Source organism: Kitasatospora putterlickiae, assembly GCF_039527695.1.
Classification (GTDB): Bacteria; Actinomycetota; Actinomycetes; order Streptomycetales; family Streptomycetaceae; genus Kitasatospora; species Kitasatospora putterlickiae.
The window spans coordinates 1-22,575 of sequence record NZ_BAAAKJ010000116.1 but is presented as its reverse complement, the minus strand read 5'-3'; the positions used below and the strand labels follow the sequence as shown (position 1 = coordinate 22,575).

At 72.7% G+C, this 22,575-nt stretch carries 18 protein-coding genes; 8 read left to right on the top strand and 10 right to left on the bottom strand.

Translation table 11 applies throughout. The features are described from left to right. The 3 genes from cydD to ABD308_RS12170 all read right to left on the bottom strand — a co-directional run. A partial coding sequence (gene cydD, locus ABD308_RS12180) for a thiol reductant ABC exporter subunit CydD (protein ID WP_344332489.1) occupies nt 1-2,402 on the bottom strand: 2,402 nt, incomplete at its 3' end. A 4-nt stretch (nt 2,403-2,406) separates the two neighbouring features. Beyond that, entirely contained in the window at nt 2,407-3,432 is a 1,026-nt protein-coding gene (gene cydB / locus ABD308_RS12175; protein WP_344332485.1) for a cytochrome d ubiquinol oxidase subunit II, read from the bottom strand. Nucleotides 3,433-3,463: 31 nt separating this feature from the next. Further along, entirely contained in the window at nt 3,464-5,008 is a 1,545-nt protein-coding gene (locus ABD308_RS12170; protein WP_344332481.1) for a cytochrome ubiquinol oxidase subunit I, read from the bottom strand. A gap of 360 nt (nt 5,009-5,368) precedes the next feature. Between ABD308_RS12170 and ABD308_RS12165 the strand changes: the two genes are divergently transcribed. Beyond that, nucleotides 5,369-6,157: a nucleotidyltransferase domain-containing protein gene (locus tag ABD308_RS12165; RefSeq protein WP_344332516.1), complete on the top strand. Its 789-nt coding sequence runs from the start codon at nt 5,369-5,371 to the stop codon at nt 6,155-6,157. 7 nt (nt 6,158-6,164) lie between these two features. On the opposite strand, the gene ABD308_RS12160 is transcribed toward ABD308_RS12165, so the two are convergent. After that, nucleotides 6,165-7,559 (bottom strand): oxygenase MpaB family protein, encoded by a 1,395-nt coding sequence (locus ABD308_RS12160; RefSeq protein WP_344332476.1) that lies wholly within the window; start codon nt 7,557-7,559, stop codon nt 6,165-6,167. 95 nt (nt 7,560-7,654) lie between these two features. After that, the gene (locus ABD308_RS12155; RefSeq protein WP_344332473.1) at nt 7,655-8,539 is read right to left on the bottom strand and encodes an aldo/keto reductase; all 885 of its coding nucleotides are present in this window, start codon (nt 8,537-8,539) and stop codon (nt 7,655-7,657) included. Between the two features lie 57 nt (nt 8,540-8,596). Between ABD308_RS12155 and ABD308_RS12150 the strand changes: the two genes are divergently transcribed. Beyond that, on the top strand, nt 8,597-9,277 hold the full coding sequence (locus ABD308_RS12150) for a helix-turn-helix transcriptional regulator (RefSeq protein ID WP_344332471.1): 681 nt from the start codon (nt 8,597-8,599) through the stop codon (nt 9,275-9,277). Here ABD308_RS12150 and ABD308_RS12145 read toward each other — a convergent pair. The 4 genes from ABD308_RS12145 to hisC all read right to left on the bottom strand — a co-directional run bounded on the left by ABD308_RS12145 (nt 9,255) and on the right by hisC (nt 13,910). Next, nucleotides 9,255-9,887 carry a Uma2 family endonuclease gene (locus tag ABD308_RS12145; protein WP_344332468.1) on the bottom strand — a complete coding sequence of 211 codons (633 nt, stop codon included), beginning with the start codon at nt 9,885-9,887 and terminating at the stop codon, nt 9,255-9,257. The two genes, ABD308_RS12150 and ABD308_RS12145, sit on opposite strands and share 23 nt — an antisense overlap. Nucleotides 9,888-9,999: 112 nt before the next feature. Continuing rightward, the gene (locus ABD308_RS12140; RefSeq protein WP_344332465.1) at nt 10,000-11,529 is read right to left on the bottom strand and encodes a sensor histidine kinase; all 1,530 of its coding nucleotides are present in this window, start codon (nt 11,527-11,529) and stop codon (nt 10,000-10,002) included. An 11-nt stretch (nt 11,530-11,540) separates the two neighbouring features. Continuing rightward, the gene (locus ABD308_RS12135; protein ID WP_344332462.1) at nt 11,541-12,296 is read right to left on the bottom strand and encodes a response regulator transcription factor; all 756 of its coding nucleotides are present in this window, start codon (nt 12,294-12,296) and stop codon (nt 11,541-11,543) included. 543 nt (nt 12,297-12,839) lie between these two features. Further along, on the bottom strand, nt 12,840-13,910 hold the full coding sequence (gene hisC / locus ABD308_RS12130; RefSeq protein ID WP_344332460.1) for a histidinol-phosphate transaminase: 1,071 nt from the start codon (nt 13,908-13,910) through the stop codon (nt 12,840-12,842). A gap of 333 nt (nt 13,911-14,243) precedes the next feature. Between hisC and ABD308_RS12125 the strand changes: the two genes are divergently transcribed. The 4 genes from ABD308_RS12125 (at nt 14,244) to ABD308_RS12110 (ending at nt 18,950) form a co-directional block, all read left to right on the top strand. Further along, nucleotides 14,244-15,401, top strand: a complete 1,158-nt coding sequence (locus ABD308_RS12125) for a LacI family DNA-binding transcriptional regulator (RefSeq protein WP_078879728.1) — start codon at nt 14,244-14,246, stop codon at nt 15,399-15,401. Between the two features lie 146 nt (nt 15,402-15,547). Continuing rightward, a complete protein-coding gene (locus ABD308_RS12120; protein ID WP_344332457.1) occupies nt 15,548-16,705 on the top strand; it encodes a metallophosphoesterase in 1,158 nt (385 codons plus the stop codon). Between the two features lie 352 nt (nt 16,706-17,057). Next, nucleotides 17,058-18,269: a hypothetical protein gene (locus tag ABD308_RS12115; RefSeq protein WP_344332456.1), complete on the top strand. Its 1,212-nt coding sequence runs from the start codon at nt 17,058-17,060 to the stop codon at nt 18,267-18,269. 288 nt (nt 18,270-18,557) lie between these two features. After that, nucleotides 18,558-18,950 carry a VOC family protein gene (locus ABD308_RS12110; RefSeq protein WP_344332455.1) on the top strand — a complete coding sequence of 131 codons (393 nt, stop codon included), beginning with the start codon at nt 18,558-18,560 and terminating at the stop codon, nt 18,948-18,950. Between the two features lie 190 nt (nt 18,951-19,140). Here ABD308_RS12110 and thiC read toward each other — a convergent pair whose 3' ends face one another. After that, on the bottom strand, nt 19,141-20,967 hold the full coding sequence (thiC, locus tag ABD308_RS12105) for a phosphomethylpyrimidine synthase ThiC (RefSeq protein ID WP_344332452.1): 1,827 nt from the start codon (nt 20,965-20,967) through the stop codon (nt 19,141-19,143). A gap of 292 nt (nt 20,968-21,259) precedes the next feature. On the opposite strand from thiC, the gene ABD308_RS12100 reads away from it, so the two are divergent. Together ABD308_RS12100 and ABD308_RS12095 are read left to right on the top strand one after the other, a co-directional pair. After that, entirely contained in the window at nt 21,260-21,466 is a 207-nt protein-coding gene (locus ABD308_RS12100; RefSeq protein WP_344332448.1) for a hypothetical protein, read from the top strand. 125 nt (nt 21,467-21,591) lie between these two features. Next, nucleotides 21,592-22,575, top strand: a 984-nt coding sequence (locus ABD308_RS12095) for an SPFH domain-containing protein (protein WP_344332446.1), incomplete at its 3' end; no start/stop codon positions are given.

Here is a 22,575-nt window from a genome sequence, read left to right as displayed (position 1 = left end):
GACTCGGCGGCGCGGACGGCGGCGAGCCGGCCGGGCAGCGCGCCGGCCACGGTCAGCTCGGCCGTTCCGCTGAACGCCTCCAGCACGGTGGTGGCGAGCCGTCCGCGCGCCGGGGCCTGGCGGCGTTCGGCGGCGGCCGACCAGCGGGCGGCCAGCGTGGGCACCGCCAGCCCGGCGAGCAGCAGGCCGGCGCCGAGCACCAGCCCGGCGGCGGGCAGGAAGGCGCCCATGGCGACGGCGGAGGCCAGCGAGACCACCACGGCCACGGCGGCCGGCAGGCGCCAGCGCAGGTAGTGGTCCTGGACGGCGTCGACGTCGGCGACCAGCCGGGAGAGCAGGTCGCCGCGCCGGAACGCGGGCAGCGCGGCCGGGGCGAGCACGGTGAGCCGGCGGTAGACGGCGGCACGCAGGGTGCCGAGGCAGCGCAGCACGGCGTCGTGCGAGACCAGCCGCTCGGCGTAGCGGAAGACGCTGCGGCCGATGCCGAAGGCGCGCACCGAGGTGACGGCCATCATCAGGTAGAGGACCGGCGGCATCTCGGAGGCGTAGGAGATGAGGTAGCCGGAGGTGGCCATCAGCGCGACGGCGCAGCCGAGGGCGAGGGCGCCGAGCAGGACGGAGAGGGCCAGGCGGGGCTGGACCGCGTCCGGGCCGGACTCCGGGCCGTCCCGGGGGGCCGGCGGGGTCGGGAGGCCGCGGTGCGCGGGCACCGGGACGTCCGCCGGGGAGCCGGGGGCGGCCGGGGGAGCGGCGGGCCCGTCCAGCCGGACCCGCCGGTCGGCGGCGGCCAGCAGCGCGGGCCGGTGCGCGACCAGCAGCACGGTGCGCGCCGGGTCGGCGGCCAGCGCGCGGACGGCGTCCACCACGGCCGCCTCGGAGGCGCCGTCGAGGTTGGCGGTGGGCTCGTCGAGCAGGACGAGCGGCCGGTCGTCGGCGAGCAGCACCCGGGCGAGCGCGAGCCGCTGGCGCTGGCCGGCGGAGAGTCCGGCGCCGTCCTCGCCGAGCGGAGTGTCCAGCCGGGTGACGAAGTCGAGGGCGTGCGCCGAGCGCAGCGCCGTCCACAGCTGCTCGTCGGTGGCCTCGGGCCGGTAGAGCCGCAGGTTGTCGCCGACGGTGCCGGCGAACAGGTGCGGGTGCTGCGGCACCCAGGCGATCTGCCGCCGCCAGCTCGCCGGGTCCAGGTCGGCCAGGTCGTGGACGCGCCCGTCGGCGGCGGTGATCCGCACGGTGCCGGCGTCCGGGGCGGTGAGGCCGAGCAGGACGCCGAGCAGGGTGGACTTTCCGGCGCCGGACGGGCCGGTGAGCGCGACGGTCTCGCCCGGCCGCAGTACCAGCGCGGCGCCGTCGAGCGCGGGCGCGGTGCGGTCGGGGAAGCGCACGGTGAGACCGTCGGCCTCGACGACGGCCCCGCCGAGCGCGGGCGCGGGCACCGTGCCGGCGGCCGGCAGCGGGGTCTGGAGCACCTCGAAGACCCGGTCGGCGGCGGTCAGGCCCTCGACGCTGGAGTGGTAGAGCGCGCCGACCTGGCGGATCGGGAAGTAGACCTCGGGGGCGAGGATCAGGATCAGCAGCCCGGTCTCCAGGTCGAGGCTTCCGTTCACCAGCCGGAAGCCGATCGAGACGGCGACCAGCGCGACCGAGAGGGTGGAGAGCAGTTCCAGGGCGAAGGAGGAGATGAAGGCGATCCGCAGGGTGCGCAGGGTGGCCCGGCGGTAGTCGGCGGTGATCCGGGTGATGGTGGCGGCCTGGGCGCGGGCCCGGTTGAAGACCTTGAGCGTGGGCAGTCCGGCCACCACGTCCAGGAAGTGGTGGGAGAGCCGGGCGAGGGTGGTCCACTGGCGGTCCATCCGGGCCTGGGTGGCCATCCCGATCAGCACCATGAACAGCGGGATCAGCGGCAGGGTGCCGGCGATGATCGCGGCCGAGGTGGCGTCGGCGCCGACGATCCGCAGCAGCACGGTGGCCGGGACGATCACGGCGAGCGCCAGCTGCGGCAGGTAGCGGGCGAAGTAGTCGTCGAGCGCGTCGATCCCCCGGGTGGCGAGGGCGGTGAGTTCGCCGGTGCGCCGGCCCGCCAGGTGGGCCGGGCCGAGCGCGGTGGCGTGGTCGAGCAGCCGGCGCCGCAGGGTGGACTTCACCCGGGCGACGGACCGGTGCGCGGTCAGTTCGGTGAGCCAGCCGACCAGCCCGCGCCCGATCGCGGTGAGCACCAGCAGCGCCAGCGGCGCGGTGAGCTCGTCGAGCCCGTCCCGCCGCTGGAAGCCGCGGACCACGAGCTCGGCGATCAGGCCCGCCTGGGCGACCACCAGGGCCGCGTTCGCCGCGCCGAGGAGGACGGTCCCGGCGAGGAAGACCCGGGTGGTGCGGGCGTACCCGAGGAGTCGGGGGTCGACCGGCTTCACGGCGTCAGGCCTTGTCGAGGGCGGCGGCCGGGTCGTGCCCGGGGATGTGCTGGACGCCGATCCGCTTGCGGAACACCCAGTACGTCCAGCCCTGGTAGAGCAGCACGAGCGGGGTGAAGATCACCGCGACGACGGTCATCAGCTTGAGCGTGTAGGGCGAGGAGGCCGCGTTGGTCACGGTCAGGCTCCAGTCCGGGTTGAGCGTGGACGGCATGACGTCCGGGAAGAGCGACAGGAAGAGCATCGCGACGGCGGCGACCACGGTGGCGCCCGAGAGGACGAACGCCCAGCCCTCGCGGCCCACCTGGTTGGCGGCGAGCGAGCCGACCAGCGCGAGCACGGCGATCACCAGGGCGACGAGGCTCCAGCCGTTGCCGTGGTCGGCCTGGGTCCAGATCAGGAAGACCGCGGCGAGCGCCGCCGTCGCCAGTCCGGCGCGCAGGGCGGTGGCCCGGGCCCGCTCGCGGATCTCGCCGACCGTCTTGAGCGCGGCGAACACCGCGCCGTGGAAGACGAACAGGACGAGCGTCACCAGGCCGCCGAGCAGCGCGTACGGGTTGAGCAGGTCCCAGAAGCCGCCGACGAAGTTCTTCTCGGCGTCGATGTCGACGCCGCGCACGATGTTGGCGAAGGCGACGCCCCAGAGGAAGGACGGGATCAGCGAGGTCCAGAAGATCGCCTCCTCCCAGTTGCGCTGCCAGCGCGGCTCGGGCCGCTTGGCCCGGTACTCGAAGGCGACGCCGCGCACGATCAGGCAGACCAGGATGATCAGCAGCGGGAGGTAGAAGCCGCTGAACAGGGTGGCGTACCAGTCCGGGAAGGCCGCGAAGGTGGCGCCGCCCGCGGTCAGCAGCCAGACCTCGTTGCCGTCCCAGACCGGGCCGATGGTGTTGATCAGCACCCGCCGTTCGGTGGTGTTCCGGGCCAGCGTCTTGGTGAGGACGCCGATGCCGAAGTCGAAGCCCTCCAGGAAGAAGTAGCCGATCCAGAGGACGGCGATCAGGACGAACCAGACGTCGTGAAGTTCCATGGTGTGTCGGTCCTATCGATCCTCGGGGGCCTCAGTAGGCGAAGGCGAGCGGCTTGTCGGCGTCTTCGTCCGAGGACGGGCCGCGCAGGGACGGGTCCTTGGCGGGCGGCCGCTCGTCGGTGGCCGGGCCGGCCTTGGCGTACTTGACCAGCAGCCTGACCTCGATGACGGCGAGGATCGCGTACAGCCCGGTGAAGGTGGCCAGTGCGCCGATCTGGGTGCCGACGCTCACGTTGGGCGAGACGGCGCTGGCGGTGGTCATCAGGCCGAAGACCGCCCAGGGCTGGCGGCCCATCTCGGTGAAGATCCAGCCGAAGCTGTTGGCGATCAGCGGGAAGCCCATGGTGAGCATCCCGATCCGCCAGCTCCACTTGGTGAGGAACGGGCCCAGCTCGCGCTTCGGGGTGAGCATCAGCCTCGGCACCTCGTCGTCGCCGGTGCGGAACTCCGGGGCCAGGAAGCGCTTCTTGCGGGTGGTCCAGAGTCCGATCAGGCCGGCCACGAAGGAGGTCATCCCGAAGCCGATCATGAGGCGGAAGCCCCAGTAGGTGACGAAGATGCTCGGGATGTAGTCCTTGGGGTCGCCGCCGTACTTGGCGGCCTCGGCGGCGGCGGTGTCGTTGATGCCGGGGACGGAGGAGCTGAAGTCGCTGTTGGCGAGGAAGGACAGCGCCGCGGGGATCTCCAGCTCGACCGAGTTGTGGCCCTTGCCGACGTCGCCGACCGCGAAGACCGAGAACGGCGCGGGGGCCTTGGTGTCCCAGAGCGCCTCGGCGGCGGCCATCTTCATCGGCTGCTGGCGGAACATGACCTTGGCGAGCTGGTCGCCGCTGAGCGCGGTGCCGAGGCCGGCGATGACGGCGAGGACCAGGCCGAGCCGCAGCGAGGTGCGCATCGCGGCGACCCGCTTGGGGTTGGCGGTCTGCGGCTTGCGCTTGGCCTTCCAGAGGTGGAAGGAGGCGATGCCGACCACGAACGCGGCGCCGGTGAGGAAGGCCGCGGTCAGGGTGTGCAGGACGACGGTGACGGTGGTGTCCTGGAACAGCACCCGGGCGATGTCGTTGAGCTGGGCCTTCCCGGTGGCCGGGTCGATCGCGTAGCCGACCGGGTGCTGCATCCAGGAGTTGGCCGCCAGGATGAAGTAGGCGGAGAGCACGGTGCCGAGCGCGACCATCCAGATGCAGGCGCAGTGCAGCTTCCTGGGCAGCTTGTCCCAGCCGAAGATCCACAGGCCGATGAAGGTCGACTCGAAGAAGAAGGCGATCAGCGCCTCCATCGCGAGCGGGGCGCCGAAGACGTCGCCGACGAAGCGGGAGTAGTCGGACCAGTTCATGCCGAACTGGAACTCCTGGACGATCCCGGTGACCACGCCCATCGCGATGTTGATCAGGAAGAGCTTGCCCCAGAACTTGGTGGCGTGGAAGTACTTCTCCTTGTTCGTCCGCACCCACGCGGTCTCCAGCCCGGCGACGATCGCGGCGAGGCTGATGGTGAGCGGGACGAAGAGGAAGTGGTAGACGGTGGTGATGCCGAATTGCCATCGCGCGATGGTCTCGTGAGCGATTGCCAGTTCCACGTCGCCCTCTCTCCAACCGACCCTCTGAGGTCACATTTCAGGACAAACTTCATCTATAGCGGGAGACCGCTGCCCAAGCGCGCAAGCTTGTCCGCTTGTGAACGTGAACACGTTCACAAGCATCAGTATCCACCACTCTTACAGGTGAAAAGCAGGCGGGGTGGGGTTTGACCGGCAGCGATGCCGTGCGCACAGTCTGCGAACGGGCTCGTCGGACCACAACGAGCGACCGGGCGCACGCCGCGGAAAATCCGGACGATCCGCACATTGACAACCGCCGGATCCTCCAGGGCTGCGGATTCGAGGACGCCCGCCCCGGAGCCGTGCCAGACTCCGCCCGTGCGAACGATCGTCGAAGGGATGGCCGGGCGCCTGGCCGCCGTGCCGGGAGTGGTGGGCGTCATGCTCGGCGGCAGCCGGGCCCGGGGCGAGCACCGGCCGGAGTCGGACTGGGACCTCGGCCTCTACTACCGCGGAGCCCCCGACCTCGACGCGCTGCGCGAGGTCGCCGGACCGGGCGTCGAGGTGACCGGCCCGGGCGGCTGGGGGCCGTGGGTGGACGGCGGCGCCTGGCTCACCGTCGAGGGCCTCGGCCGGGTGGACTGGATCCTGCGCGACCTCGACCGGGTCGACCGGGTCCGGGCCGACTGCCTGGCCGGCCGCTACGAGGTGGGCGTCCAGGCCGGACACCCGCTCGGCTTCTGGTCGCCCTGCTACGTCGGCGAGCTGGCGCTCGGACAGGTGCTCGCCGACCCGTCCGGCGCGCTGACCGAACGCCGGGCCGCGTACGCCGGCTACCCCGAACCACTGCGGGCCGCCCTGACCGGGAGCACCTGGGAGGCCGGGTTCCTGCTCGACGGGGCCGCCAAGGGCGCGGCCCGCGACGACACCCTGTACGTCGCGCTCTGCCTCTCCCGCGCCCTCGGCGTCCTGGTGCAGGCGCTGTACGCGGCGGACCGCCGCTGGTGCCTCAACGAGAAGGGCGCCCTCGCCGTCGCCGAGACGCTGCCCGGCGCCCCGGACGGCTTCGGCCCGCGCGCCCGCGCCCTGCTCGCCGCCCCCGGCGACGGGCCGACGGCACTCACCGCCACCGTGGACGCCGCCCGGTCGCTGGTCGCCGACACCGAGGCCGCCCTGCGAAACAGCTGACGCACCGTCAGGCGTGGCCGAGGAGTTGGGTGCCGGAGGCGGAGGGGGCGCGGGCGGTGAAGTAGTCGACGAAGCCGCGCAGGAACTCCGGGGCGGTGATCACGCCGTCCCCGTCGGTGTCCAGCTGGCGGAAGCCGTGCGAGAGTTCGGCCGGGTGCACCCGGCGGCCGTCGAACAGGACCCGGTACTCGGCGAAGTCCAGCAGGCCGTCGCCGTCGGTGTCGGCGGCCGCGAAGACCGCCCGCAGGGCGGGCAGCAGGCCGCCCTCCAGGTACTCCGGGTCCCGGTCGCAGCCGGCCAGCGTCGCGGTGACGTACTCCTCCCGGCTGATCCGGCCGTCGCCGTCGGCGTCCATGCCCGCCCGCAACTGCTCCCACCACGCCTCGAACGCGGCGTACACCCGGGCCTCGCCGTCCTCGGTGAGCTCCAGCCGCCAGCAGACGTTGTGCGCCATCGCCTGCAGGTCGCGGGCGGTGAGCCAGCCGTCCCCGGTCTGGTCGAGGACCTCCCGGAAGAACCGGTCCAGCCGGGGCGGCCGGGTGTCCTGGCGCGGCATCCGCCGGGGGCGGGACGGCGGGCGCACGCCCGGGGCGCGGTAGCGCAAGCGGTCCGGCAGCCGGGTCAGCGCCATCCGGCCGACGCCGTGCAGCACCCGGGAGAGCAGCGCCCCCCGACGGGTGCGGACCAGGCCGAACCGCTCGCGGTACACCGCCGGGAGGTCCGCGACGGTCAGCTCGGTGACCACCTTGGCCACCGCCCACCGCAGCGCCCGCCAGCCGGCCGGCCCGAGGAAGCGCAGCCGGCGCGGGCAGGGCGCCTCGTGCAGCATGTCGTACAGCAGGTGGCGCGCCGTCCCGGTGAACTCCAGCCGCTCGGCGGTGGTCCGCCGCAGGTAGCCGGGCAGCTCGGCGGCGGTCGCGGGCAACTCCCCGGCGGGCAGCCCGAACACCGCCGCGATCTCGGCGAACTCCCGGTAGAGCTCTTCGAGTTCGTCGGCCGAGTAGGGATCTCCGCTCAACTCCCGCATCGCGGCGACCGATTCGAAGAGGGTGAGCAGCACCCAGGCCCGGGTGGCCGGGTCGTGGGCGTCGTAGGTCCGGCCGTCCTCGGTGGTGCCGCGGATCCGCCGGTGCGCCCGGTCGAGCCGCTTGACCTCGCGCCAGAGCTGCTCCTGGTCGGCCTGGAAGAGCCGCCGCCCGCTGCCGAGGGTGTGCTCGATCCGCCGCCAGGGGTGGCCGCGGTAGGTGGAGTGCTCCTCCATCCCGGCCGCGACCACCGGGTGGGACGCCTGGAGCACCAGGAGCCGCCAGGCGACGAGCACGATCCGCCACTCCGAGAGGTCCCGGCGGAAGGAGACCCCGGGGCGTGGGGCCGACGCTGAGGACGCTGCTGACGCTGCCATCCGGATCTCCTGGGACTTGCGGGACCTTCGCGTACGGGCGAGGCCCTTCCCGGCCGTCCGACCGGGAAACCAGGCGCAGGATTGGTCAGATAATCCTACTTAACAGGGGCTGTCAGCTCAGCGAGGTCCGCGAGGTCCACCGCGTCCAGGCGCAGCGCGGCGGCGGCGATGTTCTCCTCCAGGTGGGCCGGCGAGGAGGTGCCCGGAATGGCGAGGATCGCCGGCGAGAGCGCCAGCAGCCAGGCCACCATCACCTGGGCCCGGGTGGCGCCGTACCGCTCGGCGACCCGGCGCAGCGCCGGGTGGTCGGGCACGCCGGTGCCGCCCAGCGGGTAGAACGGGACGAACGCGATGCCCCGCTCGGCGCAGTCGGCCAGCAGCCGCTCGTCCGCCTCGTCGCGCTCCAGCACGCTGAACCTGTTCTGCACCGCGGCCACCGGGGCGAGCGCCTCCGCCTCGGCGAGCTGGGCGGCGTTCACGTTGCTGACGCCCAGCTGCCGGATCAGCCCCTCCGCGCGCAACTCGGCGAGCGCGGCGAACGGTTCGGCGATCGAGGACTGGCTGGGCAGCCGGCGCAGGTAGACCAGGTCGAGCCGGTCCACGCCGAGGGCGCGCAGATCGCGGTGGACCGCCGCGCGCAGGGCGTCCCGGTCCGCCGGGTCCATCCAGCTCCCGTCCGGCTCACGGCCGGGGCCGACCTTGGTGGCGATCACCAGGTCGTCCCGGTAGGGGTGCAGGGCCCGCCGGATCAGGCCGTTGGCGGAGACGTCGCGGAAGAAGTAGAACCAGGCGGTGTCGATGTGGTCGACGCCCAGCTCCGCCGCCCGGCGCAGCACCCGCAGGCTCTGCTCCGGGTCGCAGGCGGGCCCCTCCCAGTCGCGGGAGGGCAGCTTCATCGCGCCGAAGCCCATGCGGGACACCGGCAGTTCGCCGCCGAGGAGGAAGGTGCCGGCCGCGGAGGCCTCAGGAGTCGTCGTCATGGCACTCAGCCTCACCCGGGCTCGCCGGACCGCCGTCCGATCTGGCAGCTTGCTGCCATGAGCACCGATCGGATCATCACCCTGCACGGCGAACGCGAGCTCGTCCAGCGGGCCGGCCACCTGTTCGTCGCCTCACGCGAGGAGTTCCTGGTCGCCGCCGCCGATCTGGCGACCTGGTCGGCGGGCGTCAACGCGGCCTTCCGGGAAGGGAAGCGGCCGCACGTCCTCCCCGGCCTGACCATGCGCAAGCTGTACAGCCGGCGCGCCCTCGCCGACCCCGAGCAGCACCGGCGGCTGCGGCGGATCGCCGCGAGCGGCATCGAGGTCCGGATCTCCGACGGGCCGCTCGCCCGGGAGGCCATCGTCATCGACCGGCGCACCGCGATCCTGGCCGGCGCCCCGGTGCGCGGCGTCCTCACCTACACCGTGGTGCACGCCCCGGAAGTCGTCGACGGCGTGCGCTCGCTGTTCCGCGCCACCTGGGAGACCGCCACCGACCTCGCCGACTGCGCCGCCCCGCCGCCCCCGCTCACCGACCAGGCCCGCCACATCCTGCGCACCCTCGCCGCCGGCCACACCGACGAGACCGGAGCCCGCCTCCTCGGCGTCTCCCTGCGCACCTACCGCCGCCGCGTCGCCGACCTCATGACCGCCCTCGGCGCCACCTCCCGCTTCCAGGCCGGCCTCCTCGCCCGGGGCCTGCTGGAGGAGGAGGTCAATCCTGCCGGCCCCCGGTGATCTCCGGACCGATCGGGAACCCCTTCGCGGGCCCCTCCGGAATCACGGCCTGCGCACCGTACGGCGTCCGCTCCGACCGCGCGTAGGCGCCGCGCTCCGGGTCGGGGCCGGTGAGGACGGTGACGGCGCCGCCGTCGTCGTAGTCGTAGTCGTCGATGATCACGTACACGGGGATGCCGGCGGTCGCGTAGGCGCGGTGTTTGAGGACGCGGTCACGGCGACGGTTCGCGCTGCCGGGCGAGACCGCCTCGACCACCAGGGCGACACCCGAGGCGAGCACTCCGAGGCCCTCGGGGTGTTCGATCTCCTCGACATCGTCAGGGACGACGAAGACATCAGGAACCGCGACCTTGAGTCCGTGGATGACGTTGCCGTCGTTGGCCGGGCCCCAACCGCTGCCTCGCAGGTGGTCGTGGAGCGCTCGGAAGACGCGCCGATTGACGTTGAAGTGACGCGTCCCACCGGTCGGCGACATCTCGATGGCCCCCTCAATGAGTTCCGCGCGGAAGCCCTCGGGGACCTCCATCGCCTTCCACACCTGCCACAGCGCCTGGTCCAGGTCCACGACGGTCTCCTCGGCTACGAGCGCGAACAGTGAGACACCCCTCATTCCCGTCCAGGGTGATCAGCCCGCGCGGTCCCGCACAAGCCACGGCCGTAGCCTCACATGCCGACGGCCAGTGGCAAGGCCAGGTGAGCGCAGTTCACTCGATCGGGGGGTTTCAGCGCTGGTGGGGGAGTTCGAGGCGGAAGGTGGCGCCGGTGCCGGGGGCGGTGTGGAGGGTGAGGGCGCCGCCGTGGGCGTGGGTGAGGGCGGTGGCGATGGCGAGGCCGAGGCCGGCGCCGCCGCGCTGGTCGTGGCGGCTTCGGGAGGCGTCGACGCGGTAGAAGCGGTGGAAGACCAGGGCGGCCTGGTCGGCCGTGAGACCGGGGCCCGCGTCGGCGACCTCCAGCAGGCAGAGGCCGTCGTCGGAGCCCACCCCGATCCGCACCGGGGTGCCGGACGGCGTGTGCTTGACGGCGTTGCCGACCAGGTTGGTGACCACCTGGCGCAGCCGGGCCTCGTCGCCGAGCACCGGGGCGGGCCCGGGCGGGCCGCTGCCGGCCGGGCCGGTGAGCGCGACCGGGCGGCTCGGGTCGAGCGCGACGAGGTCGTGCAGGGCGTCGGCGGCGAGCGTGCGCAGGTCCATCGGGGCGAGGTCGAGCGGGCGTTCCTCGTCGAGCCGGGCGAGCACCAGCAGGTCCTCGACCAGGGTGCCCATCCGCACCGCCTCGTTCTCGATCCGGCCCATGGTGCGGCGGACGTCGGCCTCGGTCGGCAGGGCGCCCATCCGGTACAGCTCGGCGAAGCCGCGGATACCGGCCAGCGGGGTGCGCAGCTCGTGCGAGGCGTCCGCGACGAACCGCCGCATCCGGGCCTCGGACTCGGCGCGGGCGGCGAACGCGCACTCGATCTGCGCCAGCATGCCGTTCAGCGCGATGGAGAGCCGGCCGACCTCGGTGTTCGGCGGCAGCGCGGGCATCCGGTGGGAGAGCTCGCCGGCGGCGATCAGCTCGGCGCCCTCCTCGATCCGGCGCAGCGGCCGCAGCCCGGTCCGGACGGCGAAGAAGCCGAGCGCGGCGATCACCACCAGCACGCCGCCGCCGATGCCGAGGAAGGCGGTTCGCAGCCGGGCGACGGTGCTGTCGATGTCCTCCCGGGAGACCGCGACCATCACGTACGCGGAGCTGGGCGCGGGCGCGGCGAAGACGCCGGCCTGGGTGTTCTGCCGCTGGACCGGCAGCACCACCGCCCGCCAGCGGTGCCGGCCGCCGTGCTGGTCGGGCAGGTCGAAGGGGGCGTCGGGGTCGGCCCCGGCGGGGTCGAAGGCGGCGGGCTGCGGCGCCGGGTCGCTCTCGGAGACCGGCTGGCGCACCACGAACTGCACCTTGCCGTCGGCCGACAGGTACTGGACCAGGTACTGGCTGGGCAGGGTGGCCAGGTACTGGGGGGCGGAGCGCTTGCCGCCGGCCGCCGGCACCTGCGGCTGCTTGGCGTCCGGCCAGTTGAGCCGGGACGGCGCGCGCCGGGCGAGCGGCTCGGCGTAGCGCTCCAGCTGTTCGTCGAGCCGCTGCACCAGCTGGTGCCGGACGCTGCCGAGCACCATGGTGTCGCTGATCACTAGCCCGGTGGTGACCAGCACGAGGACGAGCACCAGCAGCCGGGCGCGCAGCGACAGCCGGCCGAGGCGGCGGGACAGGACGGCGGTCAACTCCGTCCCGCTCAGCCCTGCGGCGGACGGCGCAGGGCGTAGCCGATGCCGCGCACGGTGTGGATCAGCTTGGGCCCGTGCGCCGGGCCGGAGTCGAGCTTGCGGCGCAGGTAGGAGATGTAGGACTCGACGATGGAGAGGTCGCCGCCGAAGTCGTAGGCCCACACGTGGTCGAGGATCTGCGCCTTGGAGACCACCCGGCCGACGTTGGCCATCAGGTAGTGCAGCAGCTTGAACTCGGTCGGGGAGAGCGCGACGACGGCACCGCCGCGGGTGACCTCGTGGGCTATCGGGTCGAGCACGAGGTCGGCGACGACCAGCCGCCCGTCCTCGGCCGGTCCGCCGGAGCGGCGCAGGATGGCGCGGATCCGGGCGATCAGCTCCTCCAGGCTGAACGGCTTGGTCACGTAGTCGTCGGCGCCCGCGGCAAGGCCCTGGACCTTGTCGCCGACGCCGTCCTTGGCGGTGAGGAAGAGCACCGGCAGGTGGTCCCCGGGGTGCCCGTGGGCGGGGCCGGCGATGAGGCCGCGGCTGGTCTGCTCGCGCAGCCGCTCGACGACGGTGAAGCCGTCGAGGTCGGGCAGCATCACGTCGAGGACGACCAGGTCGGGGCGGTCGGCGGCGATCAGCCGGAGCGCCTCGGCGCCGGTCGCGGCCGAGGCCACCCGGAAGCCGGAGAAGCGGAGCGAGGCGGACAGCAGTTCGCGGATGTTCGGTTCGTCGTCGACGACGAGGAGGTAGGCCTCCCCCTGGCCGCCGTTGTTCACCGCCGAGGTTCCTGGTGTCGACACAGTGCCTTGCACGGGGGTTCCGCCTCCCGGTCGGACGATGGCGTTTCAGCTTGAGGCTAGCCCGGGGAGGCTATGAGCCATCGATGAATGTTGGATTAACACCTTATCGGGCGTTTTTGTGCGGACAGACCCACGGGGCGGGCCTGGGTGGTGTGCGCACGGCTTCGGCGGCGGGCCGCGCGGGCGTCCGGGGCGGCCGGGGTCAGCCTCCGGACGCGGATCGGGAGCCGCCGCCCGGGCCGGCGGNNNNTTCGGCGCCCAGCGCCCCGGTGACGCCGGTGCGGGCCGAGCCGCCCCCGTTCCTGCCGGCCGTCGCGCCGGTCGCGGCGCCGGCCGCGGTGCCCGCCACCGTGACGCTCCGGCCGGGCCGCAGGTCGCCGACCCGGGCACAGGCCGCGGTTCGGGTGGCGCCGGACACCGGTACGCCGGGCGGCGGGCAGCGGGCGGGGCCCGGAAACACCGAGGCGGAGCGGGCGGCCCCACCGGGCCGGCCACGCTCCGCCGCGGACGCGGGTCGGACTACAGCTCCTTGCGGAACGCCTCCGCCACCGAGAGGAAGATCGAGTTGCCCTCGACCTCGCCGATGGAGATGCGCACGCCCTCCGGGAACGGGCGGACGATCACCCCGGCCTCGGCGCACGCCGCCGCGAACTCCTGCGAGCGCTCGCCGAGTTCGAGCCAGACGAAGTTGGCCTGCGAGTCCGGGATCCGCCAGCCCTGGGCGCGCAGCGCGGTCACCACCCGGGTCCGCTCCTCCACCAGCGCGTCCACCCGGACCATCAGGGCGTCCTCGGCCCGCAGCGAGGCGACGGCGGCGTCCTGGGCGAGCTGGGTGACGCCGAACGGCACCGCGGTCTTGCGCAGCGCGTTGGCCACCGGCTCGTGCGCGATCGCGAAGCCGACCCGCATCCCGGCCAGGCCGTAGGCCTTGGAGAAGGTGCGCAGCACGCAGACGTTCGGGCGGTCGCGGTAGAGGTCGACGCCGTTGGGCACCTCGGGGTCGCGGATGAACTCGATGTACGCCTCGTCGACGACGATCAGCACGTCGGACGGGACGGCGTCCAGGAACCGCTCCAGCTCGGCGCGGTGGATCACGTTGCCGGTGGGGTTGTTGGGGTTGCAGACGAAGATCAGCCGGGTCCGCTCGGTGACCGCGGCCAGCATCGCGTCCAGGTCGTGGTCGCCGCCGGCGGTGAGCGGTACCGGGACCGGGGTCGCGCCGGCGACCTGGGTGATGATCGGGTAGGCCTCGAAGGAGCGCCAGGCGAAGACCACCTCGTCGCCGGGGCCGGCGGTGGCCAGGATCAGCGACTGGGCGACGCCGACCGAGCCGGTGCCGGTGGCGATGTGCTCGGCGGGCACGCCGAAGCGCTCGGCCAGCACGGCGGTCAGCTCGGTGCCGGCCATGTCCGGGTAGCGGTTGAGCTTGCCGGCCGCCGCGACCGCCGCCTCCAGCACGCCCGGAAGCGGCTCGTAGGGGTTCTCGTTGGAGGACAGCTTGTACGCGTCGGCGCCGGCGGGCTTGCCCGGCTTGTAGGTGGGAATGCCGTCCAGGGTCGGCCTGAGGCGGGGCCCCTGTGCTGCGGTCACGGTCGGTCTCTCCTTCTGTTCTTCCGCTGCGTTCGCCCGCCACGGTCGGGATCGCCGCCGTGCCCGGGATTCGGAACGCACCCGGTCCACCCCGGTCGGGTGCCCTGAACGATACCGATCGCACTCACCCGTAGGGGTGAGATGCCCGGTCGGGTTACACGTGCAGATCAGCCATTCTGCCGGGTTCCTTTGGCACATGTCAGAGGTAAACCGGCTGGTTCCGTCCGGGGATCGAAGGGGCGCACACGGGCTCACTCATGGAGAAACGTATCTCCACAGGCTCCCAATGCGCCGGTCACAGACCCTTGTCAGGAGCCATACGATCGGTCCGCCATGACAGCAGCAGCCAACCAGAGCGGTCGGCGTCCCACCACCTCACGGCGTCTGGAGCGGGCCGGCATCCGGGATGTGGCAGCAGCCGCCGGAGTGTCGATCACCACCGTCTCCGACGCGCTGAACGGGAAGGGCCGCCTGCCCGACGAGACCAGAAGCCGGGTGCGCGAAGTCGCCGAGCGCCTCGGCTACCGCCCCTCGGCGGCCGCGCGGACCCTGCGCACCGGACGGTCCGGCCTGATCGGGCTGACCGTCACCACCTACGGCGAAGAGCCGTTCACCTTCACCGAGTTCGCCTACTTCGCCGAGATGGCCAGGGCCGCCACCAGCGCCGCCCTGGGCCGCGGCTACGCGCTGGTGGTGCTGCCCGCCTCCTCCCGGCACGACGTCTGGGGCAACATCGCCCTGGACGGCACCGTGGTGATCGACCCGCCCGACCAGGACCCGCTGGTGAGCGAGCTGTACCGGTCCGGCGTCCCGGTGGTCAGCGACGGCAAGCCGGGCAACTGCCCGGTCACCGCCTGGGTCGACAACGACCACGAGGCCGCCGTGCTCGGCATCCTCGACCACCTCTCGGAGGCCGGCGCCCGCCGGATCGGCCTGCTCACCGGCACCAGCACCGACACCTACACCCGGCTCTCCACCGAGGCCTACCTCGGCTGGTGCGCCAAGGTCGGCCAGGAGCCGGTCTACGAGACCTACCCCGCGCACGACCCGGCCGCCGGCGCCGTCGCCGCCGACCGGCTGCTCGCCCGCCCCGACCGGCCGGACGCCGTCTACGGCCTGTTCGACCCCAACGGCACCGACCTGCTCGCCGCCGCCCGCCGCTACGGCCTGCGGGTGCCCGACGACCTGCTGCTGGTCTGCTGCAGCGAGAGCGACGTCTACGCGACCACCGAGCCGCCCATCACCACCCTGTCGCTCAAGCCCCGGCGGATCGGCACCACCGTGGTGAACCTGCTGATCGACGCCATCGAGGGGGTGGACTCCGGCACCGGCGTCGACATCGCCCGGCTCTTCCCGCCGCGCTTCCGCACCGCCGGCACCGGCCCGCCGCCCGGCACCCTGATGCCCACCGAACTCATCGTCCGCGCCTCCTCCCAACGGCGGAGCCCGCGCACCACGGTCAGCCCGCCCCGCCCGCCGGGCGAGGTGTGACCCCGGGCCGCACCCACCGGGCGTGCGGCTCACCCCCTGCCGAGTCGGGACAAAACGGACCTGACGGACCGACCGGCTGACGCTCCGGAGGATTGGATACCCACCAGGTGACGACGCCGGGAGAGTGGTCTTCCTATGATGGGCGAATGACACCCGAGGACCGCTTCCCCGGGCCTGAACACCCGGACTCAGGCCCCCGCCACCAGCCGGACCTCGACGTGCTGCCGTACGGCACCTATTACGAACCGGAACCCGCCGCCGAATACGCCGGAGGCGGGTACGAGGCCGAGACCTACAGCGGCTACGGCGGCGCCCGCTACCTCGAACAGCACTGGCCGGCCGCCGGCCCCGACCACGGCCACACCGTGCACGCCCCGACCGGCCACGACGGCCACGACGGGCACCAGAGCGACGACCCGCCGACCATCGAGCTCGGCCCCCCGCTCGCCGAACCCGGCCTGCCCTACCACCCGTACCCGGCCCCCGGCCCCGGCGAGCCGCCCGGCCCGCTCTACGTGGTCGGCGACGTGCACGGCTACCTCGACGAGCTCCGCGCCGAGCTGCGCCACCAGGGCATCATCGACGCCGACGGCCACTGGTCGGCCGGCCGCGCCCGGATCTGGTTCCTCGGCGACTTCACCGACCGCGGCCCGGACGGCATCGGCGTCATCGACCTGGTCATGCAGCTCGCCGCCGAGGCGGCCGCGGCCGGCGGCTACTGCCGTGCCCTGATGGGCAATCACGAACTGCTCTTCCTGGGCGCCGCCAAGTACGGCGACGAGGCGGTCCAGTCCACCGCCGGCACCGCCTCCTTCCTCGCCGCCTGGCGGCTCAACGGCGGCCAGCAGAGCGACCTGGAGCGCCTGGAGGCGCACCACATCAGCTGGCTGTCCCGGCTCCCGGCGATCGCCCTGGAGGACGGCCACCTGCTGCTGCACTCCGACACCACCGCGTACCTGGAGTACGGCGAGTCCATCGCCGAGGTCAACGACGCCGTCCACGACCTGCTCGCGGACGAGGGCGTCGACGAGTGGTGGGACTGCTTCCGCCGGTTCACCAAGCGGTTCGCCTTCCGCGGCGACGCCGGCCCGATGGCCGTCCGCGAGCTGCTGGACGCCTACGGCGGCGTGCGGGTGGTGCACGGGCACAGCCCGATCCCGTACCTCACCGGCGCGGTGCACGCGGACGACGGCATGCCGCCGCACGTCCCGGGCCCGTACGTCTACGCGGACGACCTGGCCGTCGCCATGGACGGCGGCGTGACGATGGAGGGCCGTCTGCTGGTCGCCCGCCTGCCGGTCTGACCCGCCCCCGCGCCGCCCTGCCCGACGCACCGCCGCCGGACGAACACCGTTCCGGCGTGCGGCCGGGCCGCGTCCGCGTGCCCCGGCCCGCGCCGGGTCCGCCGCCGCGCCCGTACTGACCTGCGCCGACGACCTCCGAGCACGAACCAGCCGTCCCCCGCGCGGAAGTCCGCCGATTCCCTCCGGTTTAATGTGCCCTCTGGTGTGGGGTAGATCTGGATCGCCTTCCTTTTACTGGAGAGGGGATAAAACAGACATGGACCAAACCGAGGGGAATTCCGACACGTCCGAAAAATCCAGGACACCGGGGCTTCAACTCCCCGTTGCCCGTATTGCCATCATTGCCGGGCTGGTGGCCACGGGCCTTGCGGTCCGCGCGTTGATGGCGGACCGGGAGTCCGTGGATTTCATGTACTTCCTGGCGAACTGGCACCGCACGCTGGACGAGAACGGCGGATTCCTGGCGATCGAGGAATCGGGGTTCTCGGATTACAACGTCCCGTACCTCTACCTGCTGGCGGCGCTGACCTATCTCCCGGTTTCGGCACTCATCGGAACCAAGATCGTCTCGATCGCGTTCGACCTGCTCCTGGCCTTTTTCGTCTTCCGGATCGTCGCCCTCCGCCACCCGCGGCCCGACGACTGGCGGCCGATCGCCGCCGGCGGGGCGGTACTGCTGCTGCCCACGGTCGCCGTCAACAGCGGCTGGTGGGCCCAGGCGGACTCGATCTACACCGCGTTCATCGTCGGCGGCCTCTACTTCGTGCTCCGCCACCGCCCGTGGTGGGCCTGCGCCATGCTCGGCTTCGCCCTGGCCTTCAAGCTGCAGACCGTCTTCGTCTTCCCGTTCCTGCTGGTCCTGCTCGCCGTCCGGCGGATCCCCTGGTACACGCTGCTCGCCATACCCGGCGTGTACCTCGCACTGGACGTCCCGGCCCTCCTGCTCGGCGCCGACCCGGTCAAGCTGCTCACCGTCTACGCCCGGCAGACCGGGGCCTACCAGCAACTCACCATGAACGCGCCCTCGGTGTACCAGTTCATCGACCGGCCGGCGTCCGCCGAGCAGGCCGCGAACATCCGCACCGCGGGCGTCGTGATCGCCGGCGCGGTGGTGCTCACGCTGGTCACGCTCGCCGTCCTCTCCCGAACCGGCCGGGCCGCCTGGCGCCGCGACGAGGGACACGTCGGGCTGAGCGACGACCAGGTGGTGCTGCTGGCGACCTGCTCGGCGCTCGTGGTGCCGTTCCTGCTGCCGTCCATGCACGACCGCTACTTCTACGTGGCCGACGTGCTCACCCTGATCGCCGCGTTCCTCCTGCCGCGCCGGCTCTGGTTCGCGCCGTTCCTGACCCAGCTGTCCTCGCTGGCGGCCTACATGGCCTTCCTGCGGGCCCCGTCGGCCGAGCGCCTGGGCGAGTACAACTACTCCGCCCGGACCTGGGTGCTGCTCGCGGTGGTGATGGGCGGCGTGGCCGTCGGCGTGGTCGTGGTCACCCTCAGAGAGTTCCGCCGCCACAAGAACCCCGCCGTCGAGCCGCGGCCCCCGGTCCCGGCCGTCTCCTGATCGTCCGGCTCCCCCGCTTCCGGCTCCCCCGCTTCCCGCTCCGGAACGACGACCGCCCCGGTAGGCCCCGGCCTTCCGGGGCGGTGCGGTTCCCGCGGCCGGGCCGCTCCTGGTCGGCCGCGAGTCACGCGGGCCGCGGACCGTCCGGTCCCCGTGTTGGCGTGCAACCACCTGTTCACGGGGGCGGCATTCCCCCCGAGTCGACAGAAACGGCCTTGATCGCGGCGGCCGTCCGGCGGATCGTGGAAGGGTCCGTCCGACCGAGCCCACCCCGACTGGAGCCCCCCCATGACCGCCCTCCGCGTGAAGGCCTTCGACCACCTCGTCCTCAACGTCGGCGACGTCGAGCGCTCGCTGGAGTTCTACAGCGGACTGCTCGGGCTGGAGCCGGTCCGCGTCGACGAATGGCGGGCCGGCCGGGCCCCCTTCCCGTCCGTCCGGATCACCCCCGACACCATCATCGACCTGACCGACCGCTCGCGCGGCGAGTCCAACGTCGACCACATCTGTCTCACCGTCGAGCCGCTCGACTGGCAGGAGGTCGTCGACTCCGGCGCCTTCACCGTCCTGGAGGGCCCGGTCACGCGCTACGGCGCCCGCGGCGACGCCACCTCCCTCTACGTGCGGGACCCGGACGGCAACACCGTCGAACTCCGCTGGTACCCCGAGGACGCGGCCTGACGCCCGGTGGAGAGGCATCCGGACCGGATCGTCCGCCGCGAACCGGCGGCGCACGACGGAGAGGTTCCGCTCGTGGACACCAGAGAACTCGATCTCGAAGTCCGCCGGGGCGGACCGGCGCGCTGAGAACGAGACGCTGTCCCACGACGACCCTCCGGCGTCGGGGAACAGCGCCCTCGTCACTCCTCCATCAGTCGACCAGCGGCAGGTAGACCTTGTTGCCCTGGGCGGCGAACTCGGCGGACTTCTCGGCCATCCCGGCGAGGGCCTCGGCGCCGTAGCCGGACTCGACGGCGCTGGCTCCGTCGCCGTGCTCGTCGCGGATCTTCTGGGAGATCTTCATCGAACAGAACTTCGGGCCGCACATCGAGCAGAAGTGGGCGGTCTTGGCGGGTTCGGCGGGGAGGGTCTCGTCGTGGAAGGCGCGGGCCGTCTCGGGGTCGAGGGCCAGGTTGAACTGGTCCTCCCAGCGGAACTCGAAGCGGGCGTCGGAGAGGGCGTCGTCCCAGGCCTGGGCGCCGGGGTGGCCCTTGGCGAGGTCGGCGGCGTGGGCGGCGATCTTGTAGGTGATGACGCCGGTCTTCACGTCGTCGCGGTTGGGCAGGCCCAGGTGCTCCTTGGGCGTGACGTAGCAGAGCATCGCGGTGCCCCACCAGGCGATCATCGCCGCGCCGATGCCCGAGGTGATGTGGTCGTAGCCGGGCGCGACGTCGGTGGTGAGCGGGCCCAGGGTGTAGAAGGGGGCCTCGTCGCAGATCTCCTTCTGGAGATCCATGTTCTCCTTGATCTTGTGCATCGGGACGTGGCCCGGGCCCTCGATCATCACCTGGACGTCCTTGGCGCGGGCGATCCGGCCCAGCTCGCCCAGCGTCCGCAGCTCGGCGAACTGCGCCTCGTCGTTGGCGTCGGCGATCGAGCCGGGGCGCAGGCCGTCACCGAGGGAGAAGGTGACGTCGTAGCTCGCGAGGATGTCGCAGAGTTCCTCGAAGTTGGTGTAGAGGAAGTTCTCCCGGTGGTGCGCCAGGCACCAGGCGGCCATGATCGAACCGCCGCGCGAGACGATGCCGGTCTTGCGGCGGGCGGTCAGCGGCACGTAGCGCAGCAGCACGCCGGCGTGCACCGTCATGTAGTCGACGCCCTGCTCGCACTGCTCGACGACGGTGTCGCGGTAGACGTCCCAGCTCAGTTCCTCGGCCTTGCCGTCTACCTTCTCCAGGGCCTGGTAGAGCGGCACGGTGCCGATCGGCACGGGGGAGTTGCGCAGGATCCACTCGCGGGTGGTGTGGATGTTGCGGCCGGTGGAGAGGTCCATGACGGTGTCGGCGCCCCAGCGGGTGGCCCAGGTCATCTTCTCCACCTCCTCCTCGATCGAGGAGGTGACGGCGGAGTTGCCGATGTTGGCGTTGATCTTCACCAGGAAGTTGGTGCCGATGATCGCCGGCTCGACCTCGGGGTGGTTCACGTTGACCGGGATGACGGCCCGGCCGCGGGCGACCTCCTCGCGGACGAACTCGGGCTCCAGGCCCTCGCGCAGGGCGACGAACTCCATCTCGGGGGTCACGAGGCCGCGCTTGGCGTACCCGAGCTGGCTGACGGCGCCGTCGCGGCCGCGCAGCGGGCGGCGCGGGCGGCCGGGGAAGACGGCGTCGAGGTTGCGCAGGTCGCCGCCGCGCGGCGAGGTGTGCCGGATGCCGTCGTCCTCGGGACGCGCCTCGCGGCCGTCGTACTCCTCGACGTCGCCGCGCCCGCGGATCCAGGCGTCGCGCAGCGCGGGCAGGCCGCGCCGCACGTCGGGCCGGTGGTCCGGGTCGGTGTACGGCCCGGAGGTGTCGTACAGCGGGACGGTCCTGCCGTTGGTGAGCACGACCTCGCGGTACGGCACGCGCAGGTCGGGGCGGGACCCCTCGCGGTGGGCCTTGCGCCAGGCCGGGGTGGGATAGCCGGTGCCCGCGCTGCTGACGGCGCCCTCGCCGGACCGGGCGTGGGCAGACTGCGGCTGTGCCTCAAAGGTGGTCATCGGACCTCAAACTCCCTACGCCGGCATTACCCGGTCAGGTTCCTGCGGTCGACGCAGCCGCCGGTCCGTCCGTCGACGTCCCGCTCAGCGCCCTCTCAGCCCGGTGCTCCGAGCTCCCGCGTCCGCAGGCGGTGTTGCCCGCGCATGACGTCCAACACCGTAGCGAGCCGATCGCCGGAGGTCCAGAGGGGGTCCTGGAGGGGGAACGTCGAGGTCCGGAGGGTGAACGGGGGACGGGAGGGGGCCGCTGCGGGCAGACTGGCCCGGTAGTCGACGAGTCGAGGAGGCCGGCGTGGTCGGGAGCACGGGGCGGGTGACCGGGGCGGTGGGTGCCGGACTGGTCGGCGAGGTGATGGTGCACGTACCGGAGCGTCAGGGCGCCGAGGCGTTCCTCGCCTACCTGGCCGTGCCGGGCGACCGGCTGACGGTCGGGACGCCGGTGGTGGTGATCGAGTACCAGCCGCCGAGGACCGTGTACGTGGCGCCGATCGGCCCGTGACGCTCCCATGACCGCCCGGTGACGACCTTGTGACGGGCCGTCATGTCACTTCCCTTTTCCCCGGACCGGCCCGGGCGGACAATCCGAACCGGCGCATCTCCTGCGCCGGAAGGGGGAGTTGAACCATGGGACTCATCATCGCCGGGGCGGCCGCCGCGGCACTGATCATCGGGGTCACGCTCTTCAAACTCATGTGGCGGGTGGCCGAACCGAACGAGGCACTGATCATCTCCGGTTCCCGGCACCGCACCGAGGGGGTCGGCGACGGCCTGGGCTTCCGGATCGTCACCGGTCGCGGCACCTTCGTCACCCCCGGTCTGCAGGGGGTCCGGCGGCTGTCGCTGGACCTCAACGAGGCCGACCTGAACGTCGAGTGCGTCACCACGCAGGGCATCCCGGTCCGGGTGAAGGGCGTGGTGATCTTCAAGGTCGGTGACGACGAGGTGTCGATCGCCAACGCCGCCCGCCGCTTCCTGGACCAGCAGAAACTGATCAGCCAGCGCGTCCACAACGTCTTCGCCGGGCACCTGCGCTCGATCGTCGGCGGTCTCACCGTCGAGGACATGATCCGCGACCGCGAGCGGCTCACCGGCGAGACCAGGTCCGCCTCCGGGATGGAGATGGAGAAGCTCGGGCTGATCATCGACACCCTGCAGATCCAGGAGATCATCGACCCGACCGGCTACATCAAGAACCTCGCCATCCCGCACGCCGCCGCCGTCCAGCGCGACGCCCGGATCGCCCAGGCCGCGGCGGACCGGCTGGCCACCGAGGCCGAGCAGGAGGCCGCCGCCCGCAAGGCCGAGGCGACCCGCGACAGCGAGATCCAGCAGTCCTCGTACCAGGCCGAGATGGACACCGCCACCGCCCGCGCCCGGCAGGCCGGGCCGCTCGCCGACGCGGCCGCCCGGCAGGAGGTGGTGGTCCAGGAGACCCGGGTCGCCGAACTGGAGGCCCGGCGCATGGAGCAGCAGCTCCAGATCGACGTGCGCAAGCCCGCCGACGCCCGCGCGTACGACACCCGCACCACCGCCGAGGCGGCCCGCGACGCCCGCATCTCGGCCGCGCAGGCGCAGGCCCGGGAGACCGAGCTGGAGGCGGCGGCCGCG

Excerpts from the sequence above, each read along its gene's own strand:
- cydB (WP_344332485.1), bottom strand. The coding sequence starts at position 3,432 with ATGGAACTTCACGACGTCTGGTTCGTCCTGATCGCCGTCCTCTGGATC.
- ABD308_RS12155 (WP_344332473.1), bottom strand. The coding sequence starts at position 8,539 with ATGACGACGACTCCTGAGGCCTCCGCGGCCGGCACCTTCCTCCTCGGC.
- ABD308_RS12160 (WP_344332476.1), bottom strand. The coding sequence starts at position 7,559 with ATGGCAGCGTCAGCAGCGTCCTCAGCGTCGGCCCCACGCCCCGGGGTC.
- ABD308_RS12125 (WP_078879728.1), top strand. The coding sequence starts at position 14,244 with ATGACAGCAGCAGCCAACCAGAGCGGTCGGCGTCCCACCACCTCACGG.
- ABD308_RS12110 (WP_344332455.1), top strand. The coding sequence starts at position 18,558 with ATGACCGCCCTCCGCGTGAAGGCCTTCGACCACCTCGTCCTCAACGTC.
- ABD308_RS12120 (WP_344332457.1), top strand. The coding sequence starts at position 15,548 with ATGACACCCGAGGACCGCTTCCCCGGGCCTGAACACCCGGACTCAGGC.
- ABD308_RS12150 (WP_344332471.1), top strand. The coding sequence starts at position 8,597 with ATGAGCACCGATCGGATCATCACCCTGCACGGCGAACGCGAGCTCGTC.
- thiC (WP_344332452.1), bottom strand. The coding sequence starts at position 20,967 with ATGACCACCTTTGAGGCACAGCCGCAGTCTGCCCACGCCCGGTCCGGC.
- ABD308_RS12165 (WP_344332516.1), top strand. The coding sequence starts at position 5,369 with ATGGCCGGGCGCCTGGCCGCCGTGCCGGGAGTGGTGGGCGTCATGCTC.
- ABD308_RS12145 (WP_344332468.1), bottom strand. The coding sequence starts at position 9,887 with ATGAGGGGTGTCTCACTGTTCGCGCTCGTAGCCGAGGAGACCGTCGTG.